General features: G+C 48.2%; 12 protein-coding genes and 4 tRNA genes. 4 read left to right on the forward strand and 12 right to left on the reverse strand.

Annotated elements, in window-relative coordinates:
* Positions 1-127: 127 nt before the first annotated feature.
* From hupB to tig, 5 genes are all read right to left on the reverse strand, one after another.
* The gene (gene hupB, locus HXZ99_RS10920; protein WP_143233785.1) at positions 128-400 is read right to left on the reverse strand and encodes a nucleoid-associated protein HU-beta; all 273 of its coding nucleotides are present in this window, start codon (positions 398-400) and stop codon (positions 128-130) included.
* 270 nt (positions 401-670) lie between these two features.
* Positions 671-3,028 carry an endopeptidase La gene (lon, locus tag HXZ99_RS10925; protein WP_194757321.1) on the reverse strand — a complete coding sequence of 786 codons (2,358 nt, stop codon included), beginning with the start codon at positions 3,026-3,028 and terminating at the stop codon, positions 671-673.
* A 116-nt stretch (positions 3,029-3,144) separates the two neighbouring features.
* Entirely contained in the window at positions 3,145-4,422 is a 1,278-nt protein-coding gene (gene clpX, locus HXZ99_RS10930) for an ATP-dependent protease ATP-binding subunit ClpX (protein ID WP_194757322.1), read from the reverse strand.
* Positions 4,423-4,464: 42 nt separating this feature from the next.
* Complete coding sequence (gene clpP / locus HXZ99_RS10935; protein WP_269434593.1) at positions 4,465-5,088, reverse strand: ATP-dependent Clp endopeptidase proteolytic subunit ClpP; 624 nt, start codon at positions 5,086-5,088, stop codon at positions 4,465-4,467.
* A gap of 84 nt (positions 5,089-5,172) precedes the next feature.
* Positions 5,173-6,477 (reverse strand): trigger factor, encoded by a 1,305-nt coding sequence (tig, locus tag HXZ99_RS10940; RefSeq protein ID WP_194757323.1) that lies wholly within the window; start codon positions 6,475-6,477, stop codon positions 5,173-5,175.
* A 365-nt stretch (positions 6,478-6,842) separates the two neighbouring features.
* Between tig and HXZ99_RS10945 the strand changes: the two genes are divergently transcribed.
* The 3 genes from HXZ99_RS10945 to HXZ99_RS10955 all read left to right on the forward strand — a co-directional run bounded on the left by HXZ99_RS10945 (position 6,843) and on the right by HXZ99_RS10955 (position 9,591).
* Positions 6,843-8,372 carry a GGDEF domain-containing protein gene (locus HXZ99_RS10945; RefSeq protein WP_194757324.1) on the forward strand — a complete coding sequence of 510 codons (1,530 nt, stop codon included), beginning with the start codon at positions 6,843-6,845 and terminating at the stop codon, positions 8,370-8,372.
* A 105-nt stretch (positions 8,373-8,477) separates the two neighbouring features.
* Entirely contained in the window at positions 8,478-8,879 is a 402-nt protein-coding gene (locus HXZ99_RS10950; protein WP_194757325.1) for a DoxX family protein, read from the forward strand.
* Complete coding sequence (locus HXZ99_RS10955; RefSeq protein ID WP_194757326.1) at positions 8,869-9,591, forward strand: hypothetical protein; 723 nt, start codon at positions 8,869-8,871, stop codon at positions 9,589-9,591. Before HXZ99_RS10950 ends, HXZ99_RS10955 begins: the two co-directional genes overlap by 11 nt.
* A 20-nt stretch (positions 9,592-9,611) precedes the next feature.
* Here HXZ99_RS10955 and HXZ99_RS10960 read toward each other — a convergent pair whose 3' ends face one another.
* The 7 genes from HXZ99_RS10960 to HXZ99_RS10990 all read right to left on the reverse strand — a co-directional run bounded on the left by HXZ99_RS10960 (position 9,612) and on the right by HXZ99_RS10990 (position 13,235).
* Positions 9,612-10,211: an IMPACT family protein gene (locus tag HXZ99_RS10960; RefSeq protein WP_194757327.1), complete on the reverse strand. Its 600-nt coding sequence runs from the start codon at positions 10,209-10,211 to the stop codon at positions 9,612-9,614.
* A 12-nt stretch (positions 10,212-10,223) separates the two neighbouring features.
* Positions 10,224-11,381: a trans-sulfuration enzyme family protein gene (locus HXZ99_RS10965; RefSeq protein WP_194757328.1), complete on the reverse strand. Its 1,158-nt coding sequence runs from the start codon at positions 11,379-11,381 to the stop codon at positions 10,224-10,226.
* 46 nt (positions 11,382-11,427) lie between these two features.
* Positions 11,428-12,708 carry a flavohemoglobin expression-modulating QEGLA motif protein gene (locus HXZ99_RS10970; RefSeq protein ID WP_194757329.1) on the reverse strand — a complete coding sequence of 427 codons (1,281 nt, stop codon included), beginning with the start codon at positions 12,706-12,708 and terminating at the stop codon, positions 11,428-11,430.
* 108 nt (positions 12,709-12,816) lie between these two features.
* Positions 12,817-12,893, reverse strand: a tRNA-Pro gene (locus HXZ99_RS10975).
* 28 nt (positions 12,894-12,921) lie between these two features.
* A tRNA-His gene (locus HXZ99_RS10980) sits at positions 12,922-12,997 on the reverse strand.
* A gap of 53 nt (positions 12,998-13,050) precedes the next feature.
* Positions 13,051-13,127: transfer RNA gene (locus tag HXZ99_RS10985), tRNA-Arg, on the reverse strand.
* Between the two features lie 31 nt (positions 13,128-13,158).
* Positions 13,159-13,235 (reverse strand) — tRNA-Pro (locus HXZ99_RS10990).
* Between the two features lie 224 nt (positions 13,236-13,459).
* Here HXZ99_RS10990 and folD point away from each other — a divergent pair.
* Positions 13,460-14,332, forward strand: coding sequence for a bifunctional methylenetetrahydrofolate dehydrogenase/methenyltetrahydrofolate cyclohydrolase FolD (gene folD / locus HXZ99_RS10995; protein ID WP_194757330.1), 873 nt, complete (start codon positions 13,460-13,462; stop codon positions 14,330-14,332).
* Positions 14,333-14,357 lie beyond the last annotated feature (25 nt).

A 14,357-nucleotide genomic window follows, 5' to 3' on the forward strand; every position in this document is an offset into this window, starting at 1 on the left:
TTTCAACACTAACCGCAGTTATGTAAACCCTTGACATGAAAAAAGCGCATCAGGCGATGCGCTTCTTGCAGTCATCGCGCCGCGGATTATAACACAATATCGCGGCGTGTCAGAATGGGTTACAACTTTAGTTTACCGCGTCTTTCAGTGCTTTACCCGCTTTGAATGCTGGTACTTTAGCTGCTGAAATTTGAATAGTCTGACCAGTTTGCGGATTGCGACCGGTGCGAGCAGAGCGCTCACGAACGGTAAACGTACCGAAACCTACGAGTGCAACTTGGTCGTCTTTTTTCAGTGCATCAGTTACTGCGCTGATAAAAGAATCAAGAGCGCGACCTGCAGCTGCTTTTGAAAGTTCTGCGTCTGCTGCGATTTTGTCAATAAGCTGAGACTTGTTCACAGTATCATCCCCTTAGATTGTTATTATGGAGTTCCGTGGTTCCATTGTTTCAATGGGCCAGCAAAGTTTATAACAAGCTTATACCATTAGTTCAAGCATCCCTGATGCTCATTTTGAGACACCCATTTTCCCTCAATGCCTTAAGCATAAAGGCGTGGGCGACTTTGCTTAGGCTATCACAGTGATTTTGGATGAAAAGCCTTTTTCTTAAAAATTTAACAAAATTTCTTCATCCCCTCACAAAAACAACACCGAGCAAAACCCTTTTTATTAATTTTTCTTCTTATTTTTCTGAGGCTTATATGGCTTCTTGGCCAGGGCAAAGGTGAGTACGTCATCTATCCATTGCACCGGGAAGATTTCCAGATCAGCCTTCACATTGTCTGCAATTTCTTTCAAATCACGCTCATTTTCTTTCGGAATGAGTACACGTTTGATGCCGCCACGATGGGCCGCAAGCAATTTTTCTTTCAATCCACCAATGGCTAATACTTCACCACGCAGGGTAATTTCACCTGTCATGGCCACATCAGCACGAACTGGATTATTCGTTAAAGAAGAAACTAACGCCGTCACCATGGCAATACCTGCACTGGGTCCATCCTTCGGTGTTGCTCCTTCAGGAACATGTACATGCACATCGCGTTTTTCATGGAAATCATCGGCAACGCCAAGCTTATCAGCACGACTGCGCACCACTGTCATGGCGGTGCTGATGGACTCTTTCATCACATCACCCAAAGAGCCAGTACACACAACCTTGCCCTTGCCAGGCACGCTCGTAGCTTCAATCGTCAGTAAGTCACCGCCGACTTGTGTCCACGCTAATCCGGTTACCTGGCCAATTTGGTTTTCTTCTTCAGCTTTGCCAAAGTCAAAACGACGCACACCTAAGAAATCCTCGAGATTTTTCTCGGTGATTTTCACTTTCTTTAATTTCTTATCTAAAAGAATCCGGCGCACCGACTTGCGACACAAGGTTGAAATTTCGCGCTCTAGGTTCCGTACCCCAGCTTCGCGCGTGTAATAGCGGATAATGCCCAGTATGGCACCGTCACTAATATCCACCTCACCCTTGCGTAAACCATTGCGTTCCATTTGCTTATTCAGTAAATGGCGCTTGGCAATGTTCAGTTTTTCATCTTCGGTGTAGCCAGATAGACGAATCACTTCCATGCGATCGAGCAATGGTGCTGGAATATTCATGCTGTTCGATGTAGCAACGAACATCACATCAGAGAGGTCGTAATCCACTTCTAAGTAATGGTCGTTAAAGGTGCTGTTTTGTTCCGGATCCAACACCTCTAAAAGCGCTGAGGAAGGATCACCACGCATATCCGACGACATTTTGTCGATTTCATCGAGCAAAAATAGCGGATTTCGCACCCCTACCTTAGCCATCTTCTGCATTAACTTACCGGGCATTGAGCCAATGTAAGTGCGACGATGACCACGAATCTCTGCCTCGTCACGCACGCCACCTAATGCCATACGAACGTACTTTCGACCAGTCGCTCTTGCCACCGATTGACCTAGCGAGGTTTTACCTACGCCAGGGGGACCAACAAGGCACAAAATTGGACCGCGCACTTTCTTGCTGCGCTGCTGTACTGCGAGATAATCAAGAATTCTCTCTTTAACTTTTTCCAGACCGTAGTGGTCTGCATTAAGAATATCTTCTGCATCGCTTAAGCTTTTCTTAACTCGCGATTTCTTAAACCAAGGTACGCCCGTAATCCAATCAATATAACTACGCACCACGGTCGCTTCTGCCGACATCGGCGACATCATCCGTAGTTTCTGTAATTCTGCTTTGGCTTTATCCAGCGCCTCTTTTGGCATTTGTGCCGCTTCAATCTTTTTCGACAGCGCTTCAAACTCATCAACGCCATCTTCGCCCTCGCCGAGCTCCTTCTGAATCGCTTTCATTTGCTCATTCAGATAGTACTCGCGCTGGCTCTTTTCCATTTGCTGCTTCACGCGGTTACGAATCTTGCGTTCTACCTGCAAAATATCGATTTCGCCTTCCATCAGTGCCATTAAATGCTCAAGGCGGTCTTGGATACTTATAATTTCCAGTACCCGCTGTTTATCGGCCAGCTTTAGCGGCATGTGTGCGGCCATGGTGTCCGCCAAACGGTCGGCATCGTCGATACCGTTTAAAGACGTTAATACTTCAGGCGGCGTTTTTTTGTTTAGCTTTACGTAACCTTCAAACTGATTTAACGCAGAGCGCACCAGTATTTCTTCTTCACGCTCATCGATCTGGTCACTAATGAGTTCTTCAACGTCAGCACGGAAAAAGTCACCTTCTGGATTCCAAGCGGTGACACGTGCACGACGCGTCCCTTCTACAAGCACCTTAACAGTGCCGTCGGGGAGCTTAAGCATCTGTAAAATGGTCGCAATGGCGCCCACTTCATAAATATCATCTGATTCGGGCTCTTCTACGCCAGCATCTTTCTGGGCGACGAGAAAAATTTCTTTATTGTCATCCATGGCTGCATCAAGGCAGCGAATTGATTTTTCACGCCCTACAAACAAAGGAATAACCATATGCGGATACACCACAACATCGCGTAGTGGGAGTACCGGCATTCCTTGACGTTTACCGCTCGATTCTGTCATTTCTGCGTCCATAATCATCATCCGAATACGTTATCTTACTCTCTAATATGCGGCTTAACTGAGAAAGTTCAATGGCTTTTATGAAAAAGGGGCCCTGCGGCCCCTTGATTGTCGAATTATTCGCCAGATGCGTGGGCATCCTGACTATTTTCGTAGATGAGAATGGGATCAGAGTCGCCTTTGATTACCGACTCGTCGATCACCACTTTACTCACGTTGGTCATAGACGGTAACTCGTACATGGTACCGAGTAATACATCCTCGACAATAGAACGGAGTCCGCGGGCTCCGGTTTTCCGCTGCATCGCTTTGCGAGCAATAGCTCGTAATGCATCTTCACGGAATTCCAGCTCAACTTTTTCCATGCCCAGAAGCGCGCCATATTGTTTCGTTAAGGCATTCTTCGGTTCACTAAGAATCTGCACCAGTGCATCTTCGTCAAGCTCTGTAAGGCTAGCCACCACAGGGAGACGCCCGATAAACTCAGGAATTAATCCGTATTTTACAAGATCTTCAGGCTCAACTTGCGTCAGCAAATTAATCTGTTGTTTCTCGTTTTTACTCTTAACCTCAGCACCAAAACCAATTCCTGTGCCAGTCGCGAGCCGTTGCTCAATTACTTTTTCTAATCCCGCAAAGGCACCACCACAGACGAACAAAATCTTCGAGGTATCCACCTGAACAAATTCTTGTTGTGGATGTTTCCGGCCACCTTGCGGAGGCACCGACGCCACCGTGCCTTCAATAAGCTTCAGAAGCGCTTGCTGCACCCCTTCGCCGCTTACGTCACGGGTAATAGACGGATTGTCCGATTTACGTGAAATCTTGTCGATTTCATCAATATAAACAATACCGCGTTCCGCTTTAGCTGCGTCGTAGTCACACTTCTGCAACAGTTTTTGGATAATGTTTTCAACGTCCTCACCCACGTAACCCGCTTCGGTTAATGTGGTGGCATCAGCCATGGTAAAAGGCACATCGAGAAAACGTGCAAGGGTTTCCGCCAACAGCGTTTTACCGCTTCCCGTTGGGCCGATTAACAGAATATTACTTTTTCCAAGTTCGATATCATCGTGCACACCGGCGTTACGTAAACGCTTGTAATGGTTATATACAGCCACCGAAAGCACACGTTTGGCGCGATCTTGGCCGATTACATAATCATCAAGGTGTTGCCGGATTTCTTTCGGCGTCGGTAGTTTATCTTCACTGCTTTTGGGCGCGATGTTTTTAATTTCTTCGCGCAAAATATCATTACACAGATCAACACATTCATCACAGATGAACACGGATGGCCCTGCAATCAGCTTCTTTACCTCATGTTGGCTTTTGCCACAGAAGGTGCAGTACAGCGACTTAGAACCTTTACCACTACCGGTTGTTGAATCAGTCATCTACTTCTCCGGACGTTCTGCTCGCTAGAGTAACTAGCCAGCTTATTTCTTCTGTTGCTGCCGCTTTTCCAACACTTTATCGACTATACCGTAGTTCATCGCCGTCTCGGCGCTCATAAAGTTGTCGCGATCCGTGTCTTGGGCAACCCGCTCAATATCTTGGCCAGTATGCTCGGCTAATAAACGATTGAGCTTATCTTTAATATACAAGATTTCTTTAGCATGGATCTCAATATCTGATGCCTGACCTTGGAATCCACCCAGTGGTTGGTGAATCATCACTCGGGAATTCGGCAAACAAAAACGTTTTCCTTTCGCGCCACTGGCGAGTAAAAACGCGCCCATACTGGCAGCCTGACCAATACAAATGGTCGATACATCATTACGTATAAACTGCATCGTATCATAAATGGCCATACCTGCGGTGACTGAGCCACCCGGTGAGTTGATATACAGATAAATGTCCTTTTCTGGATTTTCCGATTCCAGAAACAGCATTTGCGCCACAATGAGGTTGGCCATCTGCTCTTCTACAGGCCCGCATAAAAAGATGATGCCTTCTTTGAGTAACCGCGAATAAATATCAAATGAACGCTCACCTTTCGCAGTTTGTTCAATCACCATAGGCACTAAGGCGGCCATAGGGTCCGGCACTGAATCTCGCATCATGCACTACTCTCCTCGAAAAAAAATGGCTCGGATGTTTCCACCCGAGCCATTAAACCAATTCCTGAGAAATTCAGCAAACGCTTATTTGCCTTCAGGGTTCATCACTTGGTCAAATGACAACGTTTTCTCAGTTACTTTTGACTTCTCTAGCACTAAATCGATGGCCTGATCTTCCAGTACCACGTTTTGTACTTGCTGAAGCGCGTCATTGTTTGACTTGTAGTAAGCAACCACTTCCTGCGGATCTTCATACGCAGATGCAGTTGAGTTAATCATGTCTTCAACACGGGCATCATCAACCTTAATGTCGTTGTCACGAATCACTTGGCCTAACAACAAACCTACTTTTACGCGCTCGTCCGCTTGTTCATTGAACAAGTCGGCCGGCAGTTCAGGCATATTCTTTGCGTTGCCGCCAAAACGCTGCATCGCTTGCTGACGCAATACATTCACTTCTTGTTCACGTAATGCAGCCGGTACTGGAACGTCAGTGTTCGCTGCGAGTAATCCTTTGATCACTTGCTGCTTCACTTTATTCTTAATGGCACCTTTGAGCTCACGCTCCATATTCTTGCGAACTTCAGCGCGTAATGCGTCGATGCCGCCATCGCCAACACCAAACTGAGCAGCGAATTCATCATTCAGTTCAGGAAGCTCTGGGGCTTCAACTTTCTTGATCACCACGTCAAATTCAGCGGGCTTACCTTTTAGGTTTTCCGCGTGATATTCTTCTGGGAACGTCACTTCGATAGTTTTCTCGGTGCCTACTTTCAAGCCTTTCACACCGTCTTCAAAACCTGGAATCATGCGCCCTTGGCCCATTTCCAACTCAAAGTCTTCGGCCTTGCCACCTTGGAACTCTTCACCGTCAACGCGGCCAAGGAAATCCATAGTCACTTTGTCGCCATCTTTCGCGCCACGCTTCACTTCTTTAAAAGTAGCGTGCTGCTTGCGTAAGGTCTCAAGCATGTTGTCGACATCTTTGTCGGTTACTTCAGCGACTGGCTTCTCAACCTTTACTTTATCCAAATCTTTTAGTTCGATTTCCGGATAAATTTCGATGATCGCAACGAATTCTAAGTCCTTTCCTTCTTCGTCAACCTTCGCTTCAAAGCGCGGCGAGCCAGCAGGATTAATCTTTTCCTGTACTAACGCTTCAATATAATGACGCTGAATTTGCTCCATCACGACGTCTTGACGAATCGCGTCGCCAAAACGCTTGGCGACCAGGCTTACTGGCACTTTGCCTGGACGAAAACCGTCCATGCGCACTGTGCGCGCACGTTGCTGAACCTGGGTTTTCACCGCAGAATCAATTTTCTCTGCCGGGATCGTGATGGTAATCCGGCGCTCTAAACCTTCAGTTGCTTCAACAGAAACCTGCATTGCGTTGTTACCTCAGCATCACTTAATGGTGCATGTTCGTATTCCCGCAGCTCGCATCATTGCGACTGCTCCAAAATCTGGGGTGCCAAAAAAAGCGCACTCACCCACTCTTTTCTGAAATGACCAGCCCTTAACCAGAAACCGTTAAAAGTAGCACTTCTTGAAAAAATGACGCGACATTATAACGATCACAATCCAATGAGTCGAGCATGCGCGGCCAATATTTCCACAAGCAATACACGTCTGTATCCACTTTTTGTCATTAAGTCGGCGTCTTTGCATTGACATTTTAGTGATAAATCCGCACTCTTTTGCAACATAATAATAACTAAATTCTCTTCTTTTTCTCGAAACAAGGTTCTCTTATGGGGCGTCCATTACCCAATGCCGTACATTTGCTCTCGGTTTTAGATGCATTGCCTATTGCAGTCTTCTATTCTCTTCCTGCTTCTGAAACGCAGGCCGCGCCAATGGTTCAAGCCAACCAGACGGCGATAGAGTTATTTAATTTACTCGACGATGGCGACATTGGCAGCCAACTTGAACACCTTGATTTCACAATTGATCGCGAGCTTGTGAGCTTACCGAGAGAAGCGGCGCCTCTTATGTCACCGCTTATTGCCGGATTAAATGGTGAACCTATTGAACGCCGGGATCTTATCTTTAATGGCATTCCTTTAAATATTCAAAGCTCGACGGTGCACCTGAAAGAAGGTGTAGGATTTGTCGTCACCGTGCAGCCAAGAGATCACCGCCTATTTCATCATCAGGGCCAACTGGCCGATTTGCTTACGTCAGAGATTTCATTACGGGATCTTATTTCGTTCGACAAACTGATTTCCGAACTGTCTACAAAATTGATCAATGCCCAAGGTGATGAAGCTGAGCGTCATATTCAACAGGCACTGGCGGCACTTGGTGAATTCTGTCAATCCGATCGAACCTATGTGTTTTTGTTTGAATACGATATGTCGGCAATGAGCAACACCCACGAATGGGTGCGCGAAGGAATTACTAGTCATATTGACGATCTGCAAAACGTACCCTCTGATGGACTTCCCTGGTTTTTTGAGCGTATTCAGAAAGAAGGCCTATTTGTTATTCACGACACTTCTTCCATTCCCGTCGCGGGAGTCGCAGAGAAAGCAGAGTTTGATCGAGAAGACATTCGCTCTATGCTATGCGTCGCCATGTATGCGGCTAATGAAATGATTGGTTTTGTTGGTTGCGATATGGTGGCTCGCGAGCGCCATTGGTCTGAAGCAGATATCCGACGCTTTAAGTTGGTCGGAGAAATGATCGCCAATGCCATCCAAAGCCAGCGTTTTTATCAATCGTTGCATACGTCCCAGCAGCAGCTTATTGCCGCCAACGACGCACTGCGCGAACTCGCCTTGCGGGATGGCCTCACCGGGTTAGCGAACCGTCGGCAATTTAGCGAACGCTTAAACGAAGAAATATCCCGCTCACGCCGGCAAAATTTTGCATTATCCGTTGCCATGTTTGATATCGACTATTTCCGCAAATATAACGATCATTATGGCTTGCAAGCGGGTGACGGCCTATTGCGCAGAATCGCTGATATTCTGCAGTCGCACTTTCGACGTCATGGCGAACTTGTCAGTCGTTACGATGGCGCCCGCTACACCGTACTTATTCCTCATGTGGAATACCCGCTGGCGAAAAAACGGGTTGGGAGTTTCCTGCAACTACTAGAAGAATTAGCCATTGAACACAAAGAATCACCGCATGGTCGAGTGAGTATGAGCGCAGGTATTTCGCAAGTGACGGAAAATCTCTCAGCAGAGGAAGCTATCACAGAAGCGGAAAACAACTTGGGACGCGCTAAGCTCGATGGGCGCAATCAAGTCTATCCACTGATTGAAAATAATTAGCTGTATTTTTACGCAAAGTGTTTTAAGGTGTTTATGTGCATCTGCGCCGTATCCGGTGCACTTCCTTAGCAGTAAAACAACAAACACAATGTGAGGAAGAGCTTCATGTCAAACCCACTTAATAAACTCTCTGCCTACCAAGGCGAAATCACTGCAATTTTGCGCATCACAACTGCCTGGATGTTTTTACTCCATGGGACGGCCAAAATATTTAAATGGCCGGCAGTGGATATGTTCGCAGAATTACCATTGATGTCGTTTTTTGGTGCTGTCGGTATCCTTGAAATCATTCTTGGGGTACTCGTACTGATTGGTTGGCAAACGCGCATCGCTGCATTTTTAGCGTCAGGTATGATGGCCATCGCCTATTGGGGCTGGCATGCCCTTGAACATGGTAGTTGGTTTATGCCGTTAATGAATGGTGGCGAACCTGCAGCATTATTCTGCTTTATCTTCCTATTCCTTGCCGCAGCAGGCCCTGGAAAATGGAGTCTTGATGGTAAATAGATGTTGTCGGCTCGCGATCTTATTCGCGAGCCTTATCTCCCTCAGTACCTTAAGTGGCTGCAGCGCTCCCGTTGAGCCCGAAGAGGTTGCCAATATCCGCATTGACGGTAATGTCGTGTATTTTGCAGGCCCTCTTAATAAACCTAGCCTAGACCGCATGCGAGACATTTTCGATCACGAAAATTCGCCGCGCATCTTAGACATCAACAGTGCCTCTGGGGATCCCATGGCGGCCATGCAAATGGGATATCTGTTACAACGGCAGCAAATCACCTTGCGCATTCAAGAACGCTGCGAAGGGTTATGTGCGAACTATTTATTTACCGCTGCAGCAGTGCGTGAGATCTATCCTGACGCAAAAATTACTTGGTCCGGTGGCGCATTGAACCAAAGCGTTATTCTGCAGTGGGAAAGTTATATTTTGCCCGGCATTCGTGATTTCGTTACCCGTTATAGCGACCAATACTTGCGCCGTGAAGCCCGTTTTTTTGAACGTATTGATGTTGATCAGAACATTACCGTACATGGCTTTAATCCACGCCTTGGTTGCGCTGATTACGACAAGTTCTATTACAGTTGGCCTGATTTAATGAGTATGGGCATTGGCGAAACACGTTTTGTCGAGCATAGCTACCGAACTGCATTCAAGTACGCTAAAGACGAAGCATGCAGGGTTGATTTAAGTAATCCCAAATTACTTTTAAGCCGGTAATGTTACGGAAATAGCGTCTGCTACTCGCTTTGCTGCAAGCTCACTTGGAATTGTTCGCACCACATGCGTAATTGCTCCAGATGTTCCCGTGGAACCACTGCTTTAATGGCCACGCGGTCGCCATATTGCACATCGACAACACGTCCATCATGTCCTTGCAGCCAGTGCCGAAAGTTCTGTTCTTGCGAAAAATCACACTGAATTTCAATCGACTCTTGCGCGATGTGCACCGTTAAAGGTAACTGCGAAAGCACCTGCTCGGTCGCTTGCGCATAAGCCCTAACCAAACCTCCCGCCCCCAATTTAACACCTCCAAAGTAGCGACTTACCACCACTACAATATCGCCGATGCCTTTATGTCCAATCACATTTAAGATGGGTTTTCCTGCGGTACCGCTTGGCTCGCCGTCGTCGTTTGCAGCACCACTAGTCGCCGAATCTGGATGCCCTATCAAGTACGCGTAGCAATGATGGCGCGCATCGGGATAGCGTGCTTGCATAAAGGCGACAACCGCCAACGCATCTTCGCGCGACGGGGCATAGGCCGCTCGTGCAATAAAGCGGCTCTTTTTTATATCTAACTCAAACTCTAATTCGCTGGCAGGAATTGAATATCCCATGGCGCGCACGCGTTACTTACCTGTCTGCAACGCTTGCATGAGATCGGCAAGAAGTTCTTCTTTACGTTCAATGCCCACGGACAGCCGCAAGAGATCAGATGGCACCGGGGTATCTGCACCCTCAATACTCGCTCGATGTTCGATTAAGCTTTCCACGCCGCCAAGTGAGGTCGCTCGTTTCCATAGTTGCGTGCTCGCGGCGGCGGTAATAGCAGCCTGTTCGCCGTCCCGCAGTCGGATCGACAACATACCGCCAAACCCCCCCTTCATTTGCCGTGCCGCAATCGCATGGCCTGGAAAGTTCGGTAAGCCCGGATAAAGCACCTGTGACACCTCTGCGACCTGTTGTAGCTGCTCAGCTAACCACTGCGCAGACTGGCAACTTTCGCGAACCCGCAAGTGCATGGTACGCATGCCGCGCAACAGTTGATTGGCATCGTGCGGGCTTAGCACTGCACCTCCTTGCTTCCGCACCATTCGAATCTTTTCCCAAATTGGATCAGATGTGCGGCAGACAAGCGCGCCAGCAATAACATCGGAGTGGCCGTTTAGGTACTTAGTTGCAGAGTGCATGACGTAATCTGCACCTAGTGTTAGCGGCTGCGTGAGTAATGGCGTGGCTACCGTCGAATCAACCGCAACTTTTGCGTTATGCTGATGTGCCAGTTCACTGATTGCCGCAATGTCAGCGACCCCCCACAAGGGGTTCGCAGGCGTTTCCAGCCAGATTAGTTGGGTCTGACCCGGCATAATCGCCGACTCAATCGCTGCAAGATCTGACGTATCCACAAAGCTCACGCGCAAACCCCAGTGTTGGCCCCAGTTTAAAAGCCATGCACGTAGCGCCCAATACATCACTTTTGGCGCAATCACATGACTGCCTGCAGGTAATCCCTGAAAAACCGCCGTTGCCGCCGCCATACCTGAGGCAAACAACAGGGCATCGGATCCCTGCTCCAAGCTCATTAGCACCCGCTCAACTGGCGTGTAAGTGGGGTTGTCGGCACGGGAGTAGACCCGGCCCGAACGATATTGATTATCGGGGTCCCGTAAGTAAGTCGTCGACGTGTGAATCGGTGGCACCAATCCCTGCGTCCCTTCGTCGACATAGCCTAGTGCTTGCGCCAATCGGGTTTCAGGGGAAAAATCTGAGGTCAATTTTTGACTCATACGAGGCTCTCACTGTTAACAGGTGTGCATCGGCATCAAGATGCCGTTATGGAATTAAAGGTCGATAATCATTTTCAAGCTGCGTAAAGGAAAAGTCGCCCAAGAAGCGACCCACGCTTAACCACGTAGCGAGCCCACGTAAATCTTTAAAATGTGGCGGTACATAATGGGGGGCCGCAATCACGCCACTATCATAGAGCTCACAGATCAAACGAAAATCATCAACGGCTATTTTACCCGTCAGCAAGAGCGGTAACCGATCGATTTTACCTAGCTGTACGGCAACTCGGATAAGGTTGTACACCAACACAAAACCACGAATATAGGCCAAATCTTTGGTGAACGGCTTTCCTGTCGGCACGCTTCCACGAAAAACGCGCTGGGTTAAGGTATAGGCCTCTTCATCGCGCATACCCTGCTCCTGACATTTACGAAATACGTCGACAAACTCGGCACCATCGGCAGCTAAGGCAACAGCGTGAATTCGTTGAACAAGTTTGGCAAGCCGGCGCGGTGTTGAACGCAACGTAATAACTTCGGTAAGAACGGCGATTCCCTCTTGAGTAATGGTGGCACTCGGCGTTCCTTTACTCAAACAGGTGAGATAGGGTTGGCGCAATCCGTTTTGGGTTGTGCCCACATGGATCCAGCCTTCGTGAACCTCCAAAATATCGAGTTCGCGCTGTGAGAAACGCACATCTTGATTCAATTTGATGCGATCACTTCCTGCTGCGGCATCACTGACAATACCATCGGATAGCATCACTTGAACGTCGACACCACTCATACTGCTATTTAATTGCGCCTGCAGTTGTTTAACCGCATCTGCAGCGTTAATGCTTTTACTTTCTTCTGGCAGCGAATCACTCGCCAACAAAGAATCTAATGGTGCTTGTAACATATGCGCCAATTCCACCAATGATGGTTCGTTGGCGTGGAATACATCGTCAGGATGGCCAAATAGCTCCACTGACAATTCATGAAATTCTGGGGTTCCGCGGGCCTCAAGCATACGTACCACATCCCGGTACTCGCGACAGGCACGGCTCATCAACTGAGCAATTGGACTTAACCTGCCAAGCTGACGGGTAATATCACGTTGTAGTTCGGCCAATTCATGACGTAACACCACGGGGTCGAAACCTAGTGGTTTGCGTTGGTAATAGTCTCGGTCTATGAGGGGATTTTTCTGCGCTTTATTCGCAAAAAAGGTTTCGCGAATGCTGCGATCCCAATTGATTGCATCTAAAATTCGGATCGGTGATTGTAGCTGCACTAATCGGTCGGAAAGTGTGCGGGCCTGTTGCAGAAGGTGTTGCTCAACCATAGCGGTTCCCATACTAGAAAAACTCGTCACAGCTTATCATAGGCTCAGATAAACGCATGAAAAATTCGAACCTTGCCGAGAAATCTAATGGGGTAAGAAAAGAGGAAATGGTCGGCGATGCAGGATTTGAACCTGCGACCCCTTGGACCCAAACCAAGTGCGCTACCAAACTGCGCTAATCGCCGACAATAATAGGTTTTGAAGATGTAGAAATGGGGTGGATGATGGGACTCGAACCCACGACAACCGGAATCACAATCCGGGGCTCTACCAACTGAGCTACACCCACCACTGACTGAGCTTGCGCTACCACGTCTGGTTTGCTCCAGATCCTAGCAAGCCTGGCACGCCCGGCAGGATTCGAACCTGCGACCGACGGCTTAGAAGGCCGCTGCTCTATCCAACTGAGCTACGGGCGCGCTGTTCTTCCTGCGGTAACGCTGGGAAAAATGGTCGGCGAGACAGGATTTGAACCTGCGACCCCTTGGACCCAAACCAAGTGCGCTACCAAACTGCGCTACTCGCCGACAGCTGCCGCTCGACACAAAATGTCTGGGCGACAACGGGGGCGAATATTACCTATCTGACACCATATCGTCAAACAATTTTTCAGAATACCTGACTGTCTGCCTATTTTTAAGGCAGCAATCGGAAAATAAGGACAAAGTTCGTGCATTTCATTGTGCTAACAACCGATTTTCTGCGACAATAAGCCCCCAGTCAGCCATTTCACTGTTTCCGGAACGAGACCATGACCTCCCCGAACCAAGCACAACTGATTGATGGAAAAAAAATAGCCCAACAAATTCGCGATCAAGTGAAATTGGGTGTTCAGGAACGCATTGCCCAAAACAAGCGTCCTCCGGGGTTAGCCGTGGTGTTAGTCGGGCAAGATCCCGCATCGCAAGTTTATGTTGGCAGTAAACGCAAAGCATGTGACGAAGTAGGCTTTGTTTCCAAGGCGTATGATCTGCCTGTCACCACCAAACAAGAAACCCTCGAAGCCCTCATTGACGAACTCAACCAGGATCCAGAGACAGATGGTATTTTGGTTCAGCTGCCCTTGCCAGCTGGGCTTGATGCCACACGAATTCTTGAACGTATCGATCCAAAGAAAGATGTCGATGGTTTTCATCCATACAATATCGGTCGATTGTCACAACGGATGCCTCTGCTCCGCCCCTGCACCCCGCATGGTGTTATCCATCTGCTAAATAGCACCGGTGTAGACTTACACGGAATGCATGCAGTGATCGTGGGCGCATCGAATATTGTCGGTCGCCCGATGAGCCTTGAGCTCCTCCTCGCCGGAGCAACAACCACGGTGTGTCATCGCTTTACCAAGAATCTTTCAGATCATGTCCGCCAAGCCGACGTGTTGGTTGTTGCGGTAGGTAAACCTTATTTTATTCCAGGTGATTGGATAAAACCGGGTGCTATTGTCATTGATGTGGGCATTAACCGCCGCAGCGACGGCAGCCTATGCGGCGATGTTGAATTTGCGCCTGCAGCGGAACGTGCATCCTTTATTACGCCAGTTCCTGGAGGCGTTGGCCCGATGACGGTTGCATGCTTGATGGCAAACACACTTTACGCCTGTAACGAGTTTCACGATTCACCATAGCAGTCCCTCGACGCTCGTTGGAAAT

The organism is Aliidiomarina indica, assembly GCF_015354615.1.
Classification (GTDB): Bacteria; Pseudomonadota; Gammaproteobacteria; order Enterobacterales; family Alteromonadaceae; genus Aliidiomarina; species Aliidiomarina indica.

Coding starts and splice junctions, on each gene's coding strand:
- lon (WP_194757321.1), bottom strand. CDS start 3,028: ATGACAGAATCGAGCGGTAAACGTCAAGGAATGCCGGTACTCCCACTA.
- clpX (WP_194757322.1), bottom strand. CDS start 4,422: ATGACTGATTCAACAACCGGTAGTGGTAAAGGTTCTAAGTCGCTGTAC.
- clpP (WP_269434593.1), bottom strand. CDS start 5,088: ATGCGAGATTCAGTGCCGGACCCTATGGCCGCCTTAGTGCCTATGGTG.
- tig (WP_194757323.1), bottom strand. CDS start 6,477: ATGCAGGTTTCTGTTGAAGCAACTGAAGGTTTAGAGCGCCGGATTACC.
- HXZ99_RS10945 (WP_194757324.1), top strand. CDS start 6,843: ATGGGGCGTCCATTACCCAATGCCGTACATTTGCTCTCGGTTTTAGAT.
- HXZ99_RS10950 (WP_194757325.1), top strand. CDS start 8,478: ATGTCAAACCCACTTAATAAACTCTCTGCCTACCAAGGCGAAATCACT.
- HXZ99_RS10955 (WP_194757326.1), top strand. CDS start 8,869: ATGGTAAATAGATGTTGTCGGCTCGCGATCTTATTCGCGAGCCTTATC.
- HXZ99_RS10960 (WP_194757327.1), bottom strand. CDS start 10,211: ATGGGATATTCAATTCCTGCCAGCGAATTAGAGTTTGAGTTAGATATA.
- HXZ99_RS10965 (WP_194757328.1), bottom strand. CDS start 11,381: ATGAGTCAAAAATTGACCTCAGATTTTTCCCCTGAAACCCGATTGGCG.
- HXZ99_RS10970 (WP_194757329.1), bottom strand. CDS start 12,708: ATGGTTGAGCAACACCTTCTGCAACAGGCCCGCACACTTTCCGACCGA.
- folD (WP_194757330.1), top strand. CDS start 13,460: ATGACCTCCCCGAACCAAGCACAACTGATTGATGGAAAAAAAATAGCC.